Raw genomic sequence first — 15,216 nt, forward strand, 5'->3', positions numbered from 1 at the left:
TCGTTCCACGCTAGCCCGGCCGGGGGGCCTCCCGCCCCTCGGACGTCCGGCTCGGCTCGGCGGCCGGGTAGGTTCGCGGCATGCCTCCACTGATGGTCGGCTTCGACCTCGACATGACCCTGGTCGACTCGCGCCCCGGCATCGCCGCCGCCTACCGGGCGTTGACCGCGCTGACCGGCGTGCCCGTTGACGCGGACCTGGCGGTGTCCCGGCTCGGCCCGCCGCTGCGTACGGAAATCGCCCACTGGTTCCCGCCGGAGCGGGTGGAGGAGGCGGTGGTCGCCTATCGCGAGCTCTACCCGGCGTACGCGATCACGCCGACGCTGCCGATGCCCGGCGCGGAGGCCGCGATCGACGCGGTGCATGCGCGCGGGGGCCGGGTGATGGTGGTGACTTCGAAGATCGGGCGGCTGGCGAAGCTGCACCTGGATCACCTCGGGCTGGCCGTCGACGAGCTGGCCGGGGACCTCTTCGCCGAGCAGAAGGCGACCGCGCTGCGGGAGCACGGTGCGACCCTCTACGTCGGGGATCACGTCGCCGACATGGCAGCCGCGCAGGCCGCGGGAATCCCGGGCGTGGGAGTGACAACCGGGCCCTGCTCGGGGAACGAACTGGGGGACGCGGGTGCCCACGTGGTGCTGGATGATCTCACCGGATTCCCGGCGGCGCTGGACCGGATCATCCGGCTAGCCTTGAAGGGGTAGTTATCTCGAGCGAAGCAGGGGTTGTCAGGTGCCGACGGGTCGAGTGAAGTGGTATGACGCGGCCAAGGGATACGGCTTTGTCACCAGTGACGAGGGTGGCGACGTGTTCCTGCCCAAGGGCGCGCTACCGGCCGGCGTCGCCGACCTCAAGGGTGGCCAGCGGGTCGATTTCAGCGTGGTCGACAGCCGCCGGGGCGCGCAGGCCATGGGCGTGAAGCTGCTGGAGGCGCCGCCGTCCGTGGCGGAGCTGCGCCGCCGGCCGGCCGAGGAGCTGCACGGCCTGGTCGAAGACATGATCAAGGTGCTGGAGGCGAAGGTCCAGCCGGACCTGCGCCGGGGTCGTTTCCCGGACCGGAAGACTGCGCAGAAGATCGCTCAGCTGGTCCACGCGGTGGCGCGCGAGCTGGAGGTCTGAGGGACGAGCCCGGCGTCGGCGGCCCGACCCAGCAGCGCCTCGACGGCGGCGAAGCCGGCGTCACCCAGGTCGGCGGTGAACTCGTTGACGTAGAGGGCGATGTGTCGGTCCACCACGTCGGGCTCCGTCTCCTGCGCGTGGGAGAGGACGTACGCCCGGCTGGCCTCCGGGTCGGCCCAGGCCTGGCGGACCGACTCGCGGATCCAGGCGGCAGCCTCGACCGGGTCGACCGCGCCCTTGCGGGCCAGGATCGCGCCGAGCGGGATCGGCAGGCCGCTGTCGCCCTCCCACCACTCGCCGAGGTCGACCAGGGCGGTCAGCCCGTGCCGGGGGTACGTGAACCGGGCCTCGTGGATCACCAGGCCGGCGTCGTACCGGCCGGCGGCGACGCCCGGCATGATCTCGTGGAACGGCACCACCTCGATCCGCGCCGGCGGCCGTTCCGCCGACCAGAGCCGGAACAGCAGGTACGCCGTGGTCCGCTCGCCCGGCACCGCGACCGTCGCGCCGGTGAGGTCGGTCCGGTCGCCGCGGGTGAGCACCAGCGGGCCGCAGCCCCGGCCCAACGCGCCGCCGCAGGGCAGCAGATGGTAGTCGTCGAGCAGCCAGGGCAGCGCCGCGTAGCTCACCTTCACCAGGTCGAACGCCCCGCGTTCGGCGGCCGTGTTGGTCACGTCCACGTCGGCGTAGGTCACCTCGACGGGCGGCGCGCCCGGCACCCGGCCGTGCACCAGGGCGTCGAAGACGAAGGTGTCGTTGGGGCACGGGGAGATCGCCAGGGAGAGGGCCACGCCCCCACCGTAACTCCGCGCTGCGGACCACCCGCCACCCCGGTCCCGCCACCGTGACGCCGCAGTGGTGTGCCGTCCTTCGACGGCGGGTGGCCTGACCGGAACCGGGCGTTGCCTCGCGCTGGCGGAGACAAGACTCGCTGCTCGCTTTGGAGCTGACATCGCAGACGATTCACGGATGGTCGTCGGCCCCTCTTCAGCTATGGCTGGGCGGCGCGCGCTTCCGGCTCTGGCTGGGTGGCGAGCCGGCGATATCACCAGCGACTCGGCTCCAAAGCGCTTCGCTATCCACACCTCGCCACGTCACGAAGCGGATGTCCACAGGGTTATCCACAGGTGGGTATGCGCTGTTGAAAGGGCGCGTGAGGCTGGGGCACATTTCGGGTGTGGTGGAGTCGCATTCTTCGATCGAGCCGGGCATAGACCTGGGTGATCTGCTACGCCGGCTGCGGCGGCGGGCCGACCTGAGCCAGCGTGAACTGGCTGCCCAGGCACGCGTGCCTCAGGCTACGGTCGCGCGGATCGAGTCCGGCCGGGCCATCGACCCCCGGTACCGGACGGTGGAGCGGTTGATCAGGGCCGCCGGGGGTGAAGTCCAGTTCTCCTGCCACGAACCGACATCCGGCGACTCCACGGTCGCCGGACCCGCCGGACCACGCCAGCTGCCAGCGCCGGTGCCGCACGATGAGCTGCGTGACCAGGCCGGGCGCCGGTATCCGGCCCACCTCGACGTGTGGGAGGTCCGCGAGCCGAAGGACTGGCCCGGGGCGTGGTGGGCGGAGTGGTACAACCTGCCGCCGGAGAAGTGGCCGCTGCCGCTGCCACCGGCGACGTACGAGATGAACCGGGAGTACCGGGATCGGCGGCGCGAGGCGGAATGGGTGCGTGGGTCGGTGACGGTTCGGCGGGTGACCGGGACCCAGACGGCCACGTCCTGGCGGTTCGTGGCGGAGTTGCCCGGCGGCGACCTGGTCGGGGAGCTTCGGGCGCACGAGCAGAGCCCGCATCTCTACTGGGGCGGCGAGGAACGCCCGGGGGAACGGGAGGCCGTCCTGGATGGGCTGCTCGTCGCCGCCCGGCACCGTCGGCTCGGGATCGGCCGTCGGCTGTTGGAGGCGCTCGCCGGGGAGTTGGCGAGGGCCGGCATCGGGGTGGTGCGGGCGCTGACCCAGGAGCCCGGCATCAGCTTCCTGCTGAGGTGCGGGTTTGAGCTGGAGGCGAGCCGGCCGGCCGCGTTGCGGCTGGAGCGGCCGGTCAACGCAGGGCGGCCGCCGCCGCGGTGAGGGCGGCGAACGCCTCCCGCATCCGCCAGGAGCCCCGGTCCCGGGGCCCGATCGGGTTGGAGACCGTGCGCAGCTCGGCGAAGGGCAGGCCGGCCTGGGCGGCGGCGACGGCGACGCCGTACCCCTCCATGGCCTCGGCCACCGCGTAGGGGTGCCGGGCGGCGAGGGCGGCTGTGCTGGCGGCCGTGCCGGTCACCGTGCTGACCGTGAGCACCACGCCGACGGTGGCCTGCGGCAGGGCCGTACGCAGGGCACCCAGCAGCTCCGGGTCGGCGGGTACGCCACTCCCGACGCCGAGCAGCTCCGCCGACATGCCCAGCTCCTCGATCGGGAGGAAACCCTCCGGTGACTCGGCGCCCAGGTCCGCCGCGACGCTGCGGGTCGCCAGCACGGCGCCGCCGATCTCCACCCGGTCGACGAATCCGCCGGCGATGCCCGCGCTGACCACCGCCCGGTACGGCCGCCCGGCCGCCTCGGCGAGCGCCAGCAGCCGGGCGGTGGCGGCTCCGGCGACGGCCGGGCCCACCCCGACCGGGGTGACCGTGACCGCCGGGTCGGCCAGCCCGGCCCGGATCGCCTCCGCCTCGGCAGGTACGGCGGTCACCACCAGCAGTCCCCTCACGCCGCCGCCTCGCTCCGCTCGGCGGCGGCGCGAGACGCCACGCTGCTGAGCCGAATGGTTCGCTCGCTCCGCTTGCTCACGCCACCGGCCCTCGCGGACCCTGTCGGTTCTCCTCCTCGGCCCCGCCCGGCCCGCCGACCGGGGAGGAGGACGGGCGGTAGATGTGGAACCCGGGCGGCGCGAGCCCGTCGTCGTCGGCCGGGGCGGGCGTGGCGGCCTGGGCGGGGGCCGGCGAGGTGGGCGTGGAGTCGGCCACCCCCTCCGCCGGCTCGGCCTGCTCGGCGGCCAGCTCCTCGTCCCCGAGCGGCCGGCCGACCAGGCGCTCGTTACGCAGCCGGCTGGCCACCAGCACGCCGCGCGCGGCCACCAGCGCCGCCACGCCGGCGGCCACCGCGACCCCGACCCGGCCGGTGAAGGGGACCAGCCCGAGCCCACCGCCCGCCACGAAGGCGAGCATGAGCGCGGTCTCCGAGTGGGCGAAGGAGCTGGCCCGCAGCCGCTCCGGGATCCGCTCCTGGATCGACGCGTCGACCGCGAGCTTGGCGATCCCGCTCATCAGCGAGGCGACCAGGCAGAGCAGCGCCACCAGCGGCAGCGAGAACTTCAGCGCGGCCAGCACCCCCACCCCGGCCACGACGATCGTGCCGCTGGACTGGATCGCGGCCGGCCGGTGGATGCGCAGCCGGGTGCCGACCGCGGTGGCCAGGAAGGTGCCCACCGCCAGCGCGCCGCCGACCAGGCCCAGCGCACCCTGGGCGCCCAGGTCCCGGCCGAAGAAGTCGGTGGTCAGGTCGCCGGCCTTGATGGCGAACGCCAGGAAGAGCAGCAGGAAGCCGTACACCCCGCGCAGCGCGGCGGCGCCGATCAGGGTGGCGATCACCAGGCGGCCGGCCGGGCGGCCCCGACCCAGCGGTCGTTCCCCGTCCCGGCGGCGCAGTGCCCGGAACGGCTGCGGCACCCGCTCCGGCGGCTCCGAGTCCGCCCGCGGCGGCAGGCGCAACGCGATCACCATGCCGACCAGGAAGATCAGCGAGGCCACCCGGAGCGGCCACTGCGCCCCGAACCAGAACGTGGCCAGCCCGAGCGGGGCGACCAGGCCGCCCGCCACCGTCCCGTAGACGCTCGCCCGGGCACCCACCTGGGACAGCCCCAGCCCCTCGGGCAGCAGCCGGGGTACGGCCGCCGAGCGGGCCACCCCGTACGCCCGGGAGAGGGCGAGCACGCCGAACGCCGCCGGGTAGAGCCCGAAACTGCCGAGGTAGTCGGAGAGCAGCCAGGCGAGGAAGGCCCGGCCGAGCATGGTGGTCGCCAGGGCGTACCGGCGGCCGTGCCGGAAGTGGTCCAGCAGCGGCCCGACCACCGGGGCGAGCATGGCGAACGGCACCATGGTCACCAGCAGGTAGAGGGCGACCTTGTTCCGCGCCTCGCCGAGCGGCACGTCGAAGAAGATCGTCCCGGCCAGGCCGATGGCGATCAGCGTGTCCCCCGCGCAGGAGAGGGCGTGCAGGTCGAAGAGGCGGACCATGCCCACCTCGTTGCCGGCGCTGCGCGCCCGGGCCGAGCCGGCCCGCCGGGTCATCCACCGTCCGCCGTGCAGCGAGCCGCGGAGCAGCAGGCGGGTGGCACGGATGCCGGTGCCGACGGTCCGCCCGAGGAGGGACCGGCCGGAGCGGGAGGACAGCGGCATGTCTCCCATCCTGGCCCATCTGATCGGCCCGCGCCGCACCACCTGTGGAGAACGACTCCGGGGAGTGCCTGACAGCCGACCGTGGGCATGGGGAACAATGGGCGGGTGACCAGGCCCGCCTCCGCCCGCGCTCCCCGGCTCGACCAGGTCTGCGCCGCCGCCGTCGAGGTGGCCCGCGCCGCCATCACCGAGGTGGACCCCGCCGACGTCGGCGAGCACCTCCAGGCCGTCGCCGAAGGCGACCGGCTCGTCACCCACTACTTTGACTGCCGGCTGGCGGGATACCGCGGCTGGCGCTGGGCCGTCACGGTGACCCGGGTGCCGCGCAGCCGGCACGTCACGATCTGCGAGACGGTCCTGCTGCCCGGCCCCGACGCGCTGCTCGCCCCCGGCTGGGTGCCCTGGCAGGAGCGGCTCAAGCCGGGCGACCTGGGCCCGGGCGACCTGCTGCCCACCCCGCCGGACGACGAGCGCCTCGCCCCGGGCTACCTGCTCTCCGACGACCCGGCGGTCGAGGAGACCGCGTGGGAGCTGGGTCTGGGCCGGCCCCGGGTGCTGTCCCGGGAGGGCCGCTCGGACGCCGCCCAGCGCTGGTACGACGGCGACCACGGCCCGAACGCCGCGATCTCGGTGGCCGCGCCGGCCGCCGCCCGCTGCGGCACCTGCGGCTTCTACCTTCCCCTCGCCGGCGCGTTGCGGCAGTCCTTCGGCGCGTGCGGCAACTTCTACGCCCCCGACGACGGCCGGGTGGTGAGCGCCGACCACGGCTGCGGGGCGCACTCGGAGACGCTGGCAGAGACGGCCGAGACGCCGGTCGACGAGCTGCCCACGGTCTACGACGACAGCGCGGTCGAGGCGGTGTCGGTCAGCCGGGCTCCCGGCTCGGTGGAGGCGGCCGAGCCGGCGGAGCCGTACGGGCACCCCTGACGGGCTGTCCTGACCGCCGCCCGGGTCAGTCCCGGCGGGCGGTGGCCTCTCGGCGGCGGCGCCGGTTGGCGTCGTGCCGCATCATCACGGCGAGACCGGGAAAGCCCCACAGGAAGCCGGCCAGGCAGGTCCAGAGCCAGTTCTGGTGCCCGTGCTCGGTGAGCCAACCGCGGAAGAAGATCAGCAGCACCAGCCCGACCACCGCCCAGACGATCAGCCCGGCGACGGCGAACGGCACCATCGGCGGGTCGAGCGGTTCGGGCCGCGGCGGTTGCTCCTGAGGCACCGGCACAGCGTACGCGAGGCCACGGACATCCACCCCCTGTTGTACGCCGCGGCGTTGTTGTTCATCCTGTACTTCCCGCGTGGGCCGATCGGGTCCGCGGTGTTCTGACGCGGGGAAAAGTCGATCTTCTGGTGAGCCTGGTCATATCGCATGTCGTTAGCCAGGCTCATTAGTTAAGCTAACTAGTGTGACGGAGCGGACGGTGACGGCGAAACGCGTGCCACCGGCGCAGCTGGCCCCTCAGCTGCGTAATGCGATCACCCGACTCAACCGGCGGGTCCGGCAGGCCCGCCCGGTCGGCGACCTGACGGGCAGCCAACTCTCGGCGCTCACCAGCCTCAACCTGGCGGGTGCCCTGACGCCCCGGGAGTTGTCCGACGTCGAGCGGGTGCAGCCGCCGACGATGACCAAGATCGTCGCAAAGCTGGAGGAGCGCGGCCTCGTGCAGCGCACCCCCCACCCGACCGACGGCCGGCAGGTCATCCTCGCGGCGACCGAGGGGGGACGGGCCGTGCTCGAGCAGTTCGAGCGGGCCCGCAACCAGTGGCTGGCCGACCGGCTGGCCGAACTCACCGAGGAGGAACGCGACACGCTGCGGCGGGCCGCCGACATCCTCCAGGAGATCGCTCGCGCCTGAGCCGACCGCGTCGTGCGGTCCGCCCCGTCCGCCGTGGATGAGGCGTACCCGACGCGAGGAGGCGCACTTAGCGTGCAGGCCAGGCTGAGCACGATGTTCCAGTCCCTACGAGTCCGCAACTACCGACTCTTCGCCACCGGACAGCTGATCAAGTTGATCGGCGTCTGGATGATGTTCATTGCCCAGGACTGGCTCGTCCTCGAGCTCAGCGACAACTCGGCCACCGCGCTCGGCGTGGTCACCGCGTTGCAGTTCACCCCCGTCCTGCTGCTGACCCTGCTCTCCGGCCGTCTCGCCGACCGCTACGACAAGCGGCTGCTGCTCTTCATCGCCAACGCCTTCTGGACCGCGCTGGCGCTGGTGATGAGCCTGCTGGTGATCACCGGCCTGGTGCAGTTGTGGCACGTCTTCGCGTTCGCCGCCCTGCTCGGCGTCGCCAACGCGGTGGAAACCCCGGTCCGGCAGGCGTTCGTCTCCGAACTGGTCGGCGTACCGCTGCTGCCGAACGCGCTCTCGCTCAACGCGGCCACCTTCAACTCGGCCCGGATCATCGGCCCGGCCGTCGCCGGTCTGGCCATCGCCGCCTTCGACGTCGGACCGGTGTTCCTCTTCAGCGCGCTCAGCTCGATCGCCCCGCTGGTCAACGTGGTCCGGATGCGTACCTCCGAGCTGCACCGCAAGGACCTGCTGCCGGCCGGCCAGCGCGACCAGGCCCGGGTGGTGGACGGCCTGCGGTACGTCGCGCGCCGGCCGGACATCCTGCTGCCGATGGCGCTGATGTCGGTGATCGGGATGAGCCTGTTCAACTTCCAGCTCACCCTCGCCGCGCTGGCCAAGACCGTGTTCAACACCGGCGCCGCCTCGTTCGGCCTGTTCAGCACCGCGCTCGCGGTCGGTGCGCTGACCGGCGCGCTGGCCGGCACCGGGCGGCGCAGCCGCCCCTCGGTCTGGCTGGTGCTCGGCGCGGCGGTCGGCTGCGCCACCTTCGGCACCATGGTCGGGCTCGCGGGGGCGTACTGGCTGGTCGTGGCGCTGCTGCTGCCGACCGGGTTCTTCATGGTCTTCTTCGCCCAGGCCGCGAACCAGCGGGTCCAGCTCAGCGTCGACGCCGCGTTCCGGGGCCGGGTGATGGCGCTGTGGGTGCTGGTCTTCCTCGGCACCAACCCGGTCGGCGCGCCGATCATCGGCTGGGTGGCCGAGACCTTCGGCGCCGGGGCGAGCATCTGGATCGGCGGGCTGATCTCGCTGGCCGCCGCGCTCCTCGCGCTCACCTGGCAACTGCGCCGCTCCGGCGCCCGGCTGCGGATGCGGGTGCTGCCGATGCCCCGCTTCTACGTGGTCTCGCCCGGCGCCGAGTGACCCGGTGACCACCGGAAGGACCGGTTTCCGCCCCGGGGACCGGTCCTTCCGTTTGCGCATTCCGGCCCGATCTCGCCAAACGGGTAGCGGGCCGCCACGAGGCGGCTTAGCGTCGATATGTGGGAGTGGGGCGGGGACTTCTGTTGATGCTGGCGATCCTCGCCGTCTGCTGCCTGCCCGCCGTCTTCGCGCTGCTCTTCTGCGCCGACGAGATCATCGACCGGGTGGCCTGCGGCTGGGCCGAGTGGCGGGAGCAGCGCCGCGAACGCCGGACAATCGCCCGGCTGGACCGGGCCATCGAGGCGGACTCGCTCACCCGCGACATCGACCTCACCGAGTTCGACCGGGGGGACCGCCGCCCGCTGGAACAGCTCGCCGTTGACCTGCGCCGGCTCGGCGGCCACCGGCTCGCCGCCGCCGACCGCTCCGTGGTGTGGCACGGCGCGGTCATCGACGCGTACGACGAGCGGCTGCGCGCCGCCTGCCGGGCACTCGACATCACCGAGCATCTGGCCGACCTGGAGGGCGTCGACCGGGAGATCGAACGCGTCCGGGTGGAGGGACTGGTGCACGCGGCCGGGCTCACTCTGCCCGCGGCCCGGCCCGGGCACCATCAGCGGCACCGCTGACGCCGGTGCGGCTCTTCGTCGCGGTCTACCCGCCCCGGACGGCGGTCGACGACCTCGCCGCCCAGGTGGCCCGGCTGCGGGTCGGTGCCGCCACCGCCGCCGGCACCAACGTCCGACTGGCCGACCCGGCGAACGCCCACCTCACCCTGGCCTTCCTCGGCGACGTGCCGGACGACCGACTGGTCGACGTGGAGAGCGCGCTCGGGCTGGCCACCGAGACGTTCCGGGACGGCCGGGACAACTCACCCCGGCTTCGCCTGGGCGGTGGGGGCAGCTTCGGGCGCGGTCGGTTCACCGTGCTCTGGGTGGACGTCCGGGGCGACGTCGAGGGGCTGGCCGTGCTGGCCCGGCTGATCCGGTTCGGGCTGCGCCGCGCCGAGCTGCCGCACGACGAGAAACCGTTCCGGGCCCACCTGACGATCGCCCGGCCCGGGGACCGGATCGACCGCGCCGACATCCTGGCCGACCGGGAGGCGCTGCACGACTACCTCGGCCCGGAATGGCCGGCGGAGGAGCTGGTGCTGGTCCGCAGCCATCCCGGCCCCCGCCCCACCTACGACCGCCTGGCCGCCTGGCCGATCTGATCCAAGCCAGCGCCGCCGGGGGATCGCGCCAGGTCGGCGATCGGGCGGTGTCCTCGGTGCATCCACCCCGCCAGATCGCCGACCTCGCGGCGCAGGCACGCGCCCGGTCGGCCGGAACGCGTCCGGCCGGCCCGGGACGGGTCACCAGGCCCAGGCCTCCGGGCCGGGGCCGCCGTTGCCGAGCGGCGGGAAGAGCCCGTCCAGCCGCTGCAGGGTGGCCTCGTCGAGGTCTACGTCCAACGCGCCGAGGGTCCGGTCGAGTTGGTCCAGCGTGCGCGGACCGACGATCGGGGCGGTCACCCCGGGCCGGGAGAGCAGCCAGGCCAGCGCCACGTCGGCCGGGTCGTGGCCGAGGTCGGCACAGAGCTTCTCGTACGCCTCGATGGTGGACCGGTGCGCGGCGAGCGCGTCGGCCGACCGGCCGGTGGTGCCGCGCGCCGCGCCGCCCTCGGCCATCTTCCGGATGACCCCGGAGAGCAGCCCGCCGTGCAGTGGCGACCAGGGGATGATGCCCAGCCCGTACTCCTGCGCGGCCGGGATCACCTCCAGCTCGACGTGGCGGGTGAGCAGGTTGTAGATGCACTGCTCGGAGACGAGGCCGAGGAAGTTGCGCCGGCCCGCCGCCGCCTGCGCCCGGGCGATGTGCCAGCCGGCGAAGTTGGACGACCCGACGTAGAACACCTTGCCCTGGGCGACCAGGGTCTCCATGGCCTGCCAGATCTCCTCCCACGGCGTGGTCCGGGAGATGTGGTGCATCTGGTACAGGTCGATGGTGTCGGTCTGCAGCCGGCGCAGCGACTCCTCACAGGCCCGGATGATGTGCCGGGCGCTGAGGCCCTGCTCGTTGGGCCAGTCGCCCATCTTGCCGTACACCTTGGTGGCCAGGACGACCTTGTCGCGGCGCCCGCCGCCCTGGGCGAACCAGCGGCCGATGATCTGCTCGGTGACGCCCTCGCCGAGCTTCCAGCCGTAGACGTTCGCGGTGTCGAAGAAGTTGATCCCGTGTTCCAGAGCCCGGTCCATGATGGCGAAACTGTCCGGCTCGTCGGTCTGCGGACCGAAGTTCATGGTGCCGAGGCAGAGCCGGCTCACCGAGAGACCGGTGCGTCCCAGGTTCGTGTACTCCATGGGTCCACCCTGGCACGCGGGCACTTCGAGTGCCTTGCGACGACTCCAGCTCGGCTGGCGGCCATGATTCGGCCTCCGCGCCGCTTGGCGGCGCTCCGGACCGAATGAAGGCCGGTCTGACGCCGCGCTGCGACCTGGAGCCGTCGCGCGCCAGGGTGGACCGGGTGGATCAGGATGACTCGCGGGCCGCCGGGCCGCTGCCGAAGAGGACGTCGTCCCAGCTCGGCAGCCGCTTGCGCGGCTTGCCGCCGGCTTCCGCCGACTCGCCGCCGCCGGCCGCTGCCGCCGGGCCGGTGCGCCGCGGCCGGAGCACGGCCAGCGACGGTACGGCCGGGACCTCCTTCGGCGCGTCCGAATCGTCGTCGAAGGCCGAACCCGGACCGCCGCCGAGCAGCGCCGCGGCGCCACCGGAGACCGGCCGCTGGCGGGGCGCCTCCGGCCCGGCCAGGGCGGCCGGGGACCGGGTGTCGAGACCCCGCCCGGACGCACCGCCGAGCGGCCGGTCCAGCGAGGCGAGCAGGGCGTCCCGGCCGGCGCGGATCGGGTCCCGCCCCGGACGGGCGTGCTCGGCGGGCGCCGGCAGGCCGTGCCCGCCCCGGCTCGGCTCGCCGCGCGACGGGCCGGGCAGCGCGTGGCCGCCCCGCTCCGGTGCCGGCTCCTGGCCGAGGATCGGCGTGGGCCGCTCGGCGCAGAGGTATTGCGCCATGTCGTCGTGCGGGGTGACGTGCTGCCGGGTCTTGTCGAGATCCCAGACCGCCTGCGCGGTGGCCTTGCCCGACGGCCAGGTGGCGATGATTCGCCAGGTGCCGTCGTCCCGCCGGTACGCGTCCCAGGAGATCTTCTCGGTGTCGATCCCGTGCTGGCCCAGCCGGCCGTTGACCACCTCGGCCAGCGGGGTCGGCTTCTCCGCGCCCTTGAGCCTGGTCCGCCGGGCGTGCTGGGCGAGCATGGCCCGCTCCTGGAGCACCGGGCCGGCGTAGCGCAGGACGCGGTCGACCGGGACACCGGCGATCCGGGCGACGTCCTCGGCGGACTCGCCGGAGCGGATCCGGGCCTGGATGTCCCGCGGCGAGAGCGACGGCGTCGGGTCGGCGGCGGTCGCCACGACCGCGAGGGGCGCCGCGCCGGGATCGGGGTGCAGCACCGAGGCGACGCGTTCGTCGATCGGCAGGGCGAGCAGGCGCCCGACCTCGTCGGCGAGCACCAGAGCCTGGCCGTCCTCGGAGAGGGCGACGAAGCGTACTGGGCGCATGGGCTTGCCTCCGTCCCGCTTCGCTGGCCGTCACGCCACGAGCCGGCCACCCGGGCGTCTCGCACCACCGTACGCGCATCTACCCGAAGGTGGGGGATGTGACACCCCGGCATGTCGCGACTGACCTGCGGCGATGATCACGGTGGGTGGCCGTCGGGGCGTCGGCGGCCACCCAGCGTCACGAGGTGATCAGAGTCGCTCGACCACGTGGTCGACGCACGCGGTGAGCGCCTCGACGTCGGCCGGCTCGACGGCCGGGAACAGCGCGATCCGGAGCTGGTTGCGGCCCAGCTTCCGGTACGGCTCGGTGTCGACGATGCCGTTGGCGCGCAGCACCTTCGCGATCGCCGAGGCGTCCACCCCGTCGGCGAAGTCGATCGTGGCGACCACGTTGGAGCGCAGCGCCGGGTCGGCCACGAACGGCGTGGCGAACGCGGACCGCTCGGCCCAGCCGTACACGATGCCGGCGCTCTCGGCGGTGCGCTTGGCCGCCCAGGCCAGGCCGCCCTGGGCGTTCATCCAGTCGGTCTGCTCGGCGGCCAGGAAGATGGTGGCCAGCGCCGGGGTGTTGTACGTCTGCTCCAGCCGCGAGTTGTCGATCGCGGTGACCAGGTCGAGGAAGGCCGGGATGTAGCGACCCGACTCCTTGATCTCGGTGGCCCGGGCGAGCGCGGCCGGCGACATCAGGGCCAGCCAGAGACCGCCGTCGGAGCCGAAGCACTTCTGCGGGGCGAAGTAGTAGACGTCCGTCTCGCCGACGTTGACCTCCAGGCCGCCGGCGCCGGAGGTGGCGTCGACCAGCAGCAGCGCGCCCTCGTCGGCGCCCGGCACCCGGCTGATCGGCACGGCCACGCCGGTCGAGGTCTCGTTGTGCGGGGTGGCGTAGACGTCCACGCCGACCTCGGCGACCAGGGTCGGGGCGCTGCCCGGCTCGGACTTGCGGATCGTCGGCTCGCCCAGGAACGGGGCGTCCTTGACCGACTTGGCGAACTTGGCCCCGAACTCGCCGAAGCTGGCGAACTGGGCCCGGTCGCGGACCAGGCCGAAGGTGGCGACCTCCCAGAAGGCGGTGGTGCCGCCGTTGCCGATGACCACCTCATAGCCCTCGGGGAGGGAGAAGAACTCGGCGATGCCCCGGCGCAGCCGGGCCACCTGGTCCCGCACGGTCTGCTGCCGGTGGGAGGTGCCCAGGTAGCTGGTGGCGACGTCGGCGAGGGCGGAGACCGCCGCCGGACGGACCTTGGACGGCCCGCAGCCGAACCGCCCGTCGGCGGGCTTGATGTCGTCGGGAATCCGGATGGTCGGTGCGTCAGCCACGGTTGTCTCGATCCTTCCGCGTGGGCTGCGAGGAGGGGCCCTTCAGCGGGCGCGGACCGACGACGGCCGCGCGTGGGCGCGCGGGGGAGCCGGGATCCGAGCCCGGGCCGGCGGCACTGCCGGCCTTCATCCTCCCACCCGGGCCGGCCCGCCCGGCGGCTGGTCCCACACCCCGCGGTGAGGGATGCGCCACAGCGATGCGCGAAGGGCCCCGTCCGCGGCGGACGAGGCCCTTCGAGGGGTACGCGGGGGATCAGACGCCGTGCGGGATGGCGTCCCAGCCCTCGACCTCCTGTGGCTTGCGCGGGCCGTGGCCGACGTACCGGGCCGAGGGGCGGACCAGCCGCTGGAGCTTCTTCTGCTCCAGGATGTGCGCGGACCAACCGCCCATCCGGGCACAGGTGAACATCGAGGTGAACATGTGCGCCGGCACCTCGGCGAAGTCCAGCACCACGGCCGACCAGAACTCGACGTTGGTGGCGAGCACCCGGTCCGGGCGGCGGGCCTGCAGCTCGGCCAGCGCGGCCTTCTCCAGCGCCTCGGCGACCTCGAAGCGGGGTGCGCCCAGCTCCTTGGCGGTGCGCCGGAGCACCCGGGCGCGCGGGTCCTCGGCCCGGTAGACCCGGTGGCCGAAGCCCATCAGCCGCTCGCCCCGGTCGAGGACGCCCTTGACGTAACCCTCGGCGTCGCCGCTGCGCTCGACCGACTCCAGCATGCTGAGCACCCGCGACGGCGCGCCGCCGTGCAGCGGACCGGAGAGCGCGCCGATGCCGGAGGAGATGCAGGCGGCGGCGTCGGCACCGGTGGAGGCGACGATCCGGGCGGTGAAGGTGGAGGCGTTCAGGCCGTGCTCGGCGGCCGAGATGAAGTAGGCGTCGACGGCCTTGACGTGCCGCGGGTCGGGCTCACCCCGCCAGCGCTTCATGAAGCGCTCGACGATCGTCTCCGCCTTGTCGATCTCCTTCTGCGGCACGGCGGGCAGGCCGAGGCCGCGGGCGGACTGGGCGACGAAGGAGAGCGCGGTGACCGACACCCGGGCCAGGTCCTCGCGGGCCTGCTCGTCGGAGATGTCGAGCAGCTGGTCGAGGCCCCAGTACGGGGCGAGCATGGCGACCGCGGACTGCACGTCGACGCGGATGTCGCCGGAGTGCACCGGCACCGGGAACGGCTCGGCCGGCGGCAGGCCCGGGCCGAAGCGCCCGTCGACCAGCAGCGCCCAGACGTTGCCGAAGGAGACCTGGCCGATCAGATCCTCGATGTCCACGCCGCGATAGCGCAGCGAGCCACCCTCGCGGTCCGGTTCGGCGATCTCGGTCTCGAAGGCTACGACGCCTTCCAGGCCCGGTTTGAAGTCGGACATGTCGTCTCCTGGCTTCCGGCTCGGTGCGCCCGCGCGGGCTGATCCGGCCCCGCTCCTTAGGCGACCCTCAGGGATGTGTTCGTGCCATCTTGCCTGCTCGGTAACCAAGTGCGCGACCCGCGGCGACTGTGCTGCACGCCTCATCCCCGCGGGTGGACAAGCTCACGGTCTGGGCCAGACTGGGCGGTGGGGTCTGGCCAGCGTCGGGGGACGCGGTCGCCTCGACGAGGGGGAG

General features: G+C 73.6%; 16 protein-coding genes. 8 read left to right on the top strand and 8 right to left on the bottom strand.

What is annotated here, in order from left to right:
- Positions 1-80: 80 nt before the first annotated feature.
- Together ACGF4F_RS07240 and ACGF4F_RS07245 are read left to right on the top strand one after the other, a co-directional pair.
- Positions 81-704: an HAD hydrolase-like protein gene (locus ACGF4F_RS07240; protein ID WP_357442178.1), complete on the top strand. Its 624-nt coding sequence runs from the start codon at positions 81-83 to the stop codon at positions 702-704.
- 28 nt (positions 705-732) lie between these two features.
- Complete coding sequence (locus tag ACGF4F_RS07245; RefSeq protein ID WP_026267952.1) at positions 733-1,119, top strand: cold-shock protein; 387 nt, start codon at positions 733-735, stop codon at positions 1,117-1,119.
- Here ACGF4F_RS07245 and ACGF4F_RS07250 read toward each other — a convergent pair.
- Positions 1,080-1,910: a 1,4-dihydroxy-6-naphthoate synthase gene (locus tag ACGF4F_RS07250; RefSeq protein WP_393075683.1), complete on the bottom strand. Its 831-nt coding sequence runs from the start codon at positions 1,908-1,910 to the stop codon at positions 1,080-1,082. The two genes, ACGF4F_RS07245 and ACGF4F_RS07250, sit on opposite strands and share 40 nt — an antisense overlap.
- Before the next feature lie 389 nt (positions 1,911-2,299).
- Between ACGF4F_RS07250 and ACGF4F_RS07255 the strand changes: the two genes are divergently transcribed.
- Positions 2,300-3,193 (top strand): GNAT family N-acetyltransferase, encoded by an 894-nt coding sequence (locus ACGF4F_RS07255; protein ID WP_357442180.1) that lies wholly within the window; start codon positions 2,300-2,302, stop codon positions 3,191-3,193.
- Here ACGF4F_RS07255 and ACGF4F_RS07260 read toward each other — a convergent pair.
- Together ACGF4F_RS07260 and ACGF4F_RS07265 are read right to left on the bottom strand one after the other, a co-directional pair.
- The gene (locus ACGF4F_RS07260) at positions 3,165-3,815 is read right to left on the bottom strand and encodes a futalosine hydrolase (RefSeq protein ID WP_357442181.1); all 651 of its coding nucleotides are present in this window, start codon (positions 3,813-3,815) and stop codon (positions 3,165-3,167) included. The genes ACGF4F_RS07255 and ACGF4F_RS07260 overlap by 29 nt on opposite strands.
- 76 nt (positions 3,816-3,891) lie before the next feature.
- Positions 3,892-5,502: an MFS transporter gene (locus ACGF4F_RS07265; RefSeq protein ID WP_357442182.1), complete on the bottom strand. Its 1,611-nt coding sequence runs from the start codon at positions 5,500-5,502 to the stop codon at positions 3,892-3,894.
- A gap of 87 nt (positions 5,503-5,589) precedes the next feature.
- Here ACGF4F_RS07265 and ACGF4F_RS07270 point away from each other — a divergent pair, with 87 nt between their 5' ends.
- Entirely contained in the window at positions 5,590-6,429 is an 840-nt protein-coding gene (locus ACGF4F_RS07270; protein ID WP_357442183.1) for a DUF3027 domain-containing protein, read from the top strand.
- 25 nt (positions 6,430-6,454) lie between these two features.
- On the opposite strand, the gene ACGF4F_RS07275 is transcribed toward ACGF4F_RS07270, so the two are convergent.
- Positions 6,455-6,715, bottom strand: coding sequence for a DUF2530 domain-containing protein (locus tag ACGF4F_RS07275; RefSeq protein WP_357442184.1), 261 nt, complete (start codon positions 6,713-6,715; stop codon positions 6,455-6,457).
- Positions 6,716-6,902: 187 nt separating this feature from the next.
- Here ACGF4F_RS07275 and ACGF4F_RS07280 point away from each other — a divergent pair, with 187 nt between their 5' ends.
- From ACGF4F_RS07280 to thpR, 4 genes are all read left to right on the top strand, one after another.
- On the top strand, positions 6,903-7,352 hold the full coding sequence (locus ACGF4F_RS07280; RefSeq protein ID WP_357442185.1) for a MarR family transcriptional regulator: 450 nt from the start codon (positions 6,903-6,905) through the stop codon (positions 7,350-7,352).
- A gap of 72 nt (positions 7,353-7,424) precedes the next feature.
- Positions 7,425-8,711, top strand: coding sequence for an MFS transporter (locus ACGF4F_RS07285; RefSeq protein ID WP_357442186.1), 1,287 nt, complete (start codon positions 7,425-7,427; stop codon positions 8,709-8,711).
- A gap of 119 nt (positions 8,712-8,830) precedes the next feature.
- Positions 8,831-9,340, top strand: coding sequence for a hypothetical protein (locus tag ACGF4F_RS07290; RefSeq protein WP_357442187.1), 510 nt, complete (start codon positions 8,831-8,833; stop codon positions 9,338-9,340).
- Positions 9,341-9,345: 5 nt separating this feature from the next.
- Positions 9,346-9,924, top strand: a complete 579-nt coding sequence (thpR, locus tag ACGF4F_RS07295) for an RNA 2',3'-cyclic phosphodiesterase (protein WP_357442188.1) — start codon at positions 9,346-9,348, stop codon at positions 9,922-9,924.
- Between the two features lie 141 nt (positions 9,925-10,065).
- Here the strand turns inward: thpR and ACGF4F_RS07300 are convergent, their stop codons facing one another.
- The 4 genes from ACGF4F_RS07300 to ACGF4F_RS07315 form a co-directional block, all read right to left on the bottom strand.
- On the bottom strand, positions 10,066-11,052 hold the full coding sequence (locus ACGF4F_RS07300) for an aldo/keto reductase (protein ID WP_357442189.1): 987 nt from the start codon (positions 11,050-11,052) through the stop codon (positions 10,066-10,068).
- Between the two features lie 169 nt (positions 11,053-11,221).
- Positions 11,222-12,304 carry a septation protein SepH gene (gene sepH, locus ACGF4F_RS07305; protein WP_357442190.1) on the bottom strand — a complete coding sequence of 361 codons (1,083 nt, stop codon included), beginning with the start codon at positions 12,302-12,304 and terminating at the stop codon, positions 11,222-11,224.
- Positions 12,305-12,493: 189 nt separating this feature from the next.
- Positions 12,494-13,621 carry a phosphoserine transaminase gene (gene serC, locus ACGF4F_RS07310; RefSeq protein ID WP_357442191.1) on the bottom strand — a complete coding sequence of 376 codons (1,128 nt, stop codon included), beginning with the start codon at positions 13,619-13,621 and terminating at the stop codon, positions 12,494-12,496.
- A gap of 253 nt (positions 13,622-13,874) precedes the next feature.
- Entirely contained in the window at positions 13,875-14,981 is a 1,107-nt protein-coding gene (locus ACGF4F_RS07315) for a citrate synthase 2 (protein WP_357442192.1), read from the bottom strand.
- Positions 14,982-15,216 lie beyond the last annotated feature (235 nt).

This window comes from Micromonospora sp. NPDC047740, from assembly GCF_043204735.1.
Classification (GTDB): domain Bacteria; phylum Actinomycetota; class Actinomycetes; order Mycobacteriales; family Micromonosporaceae; genus Micromonospora.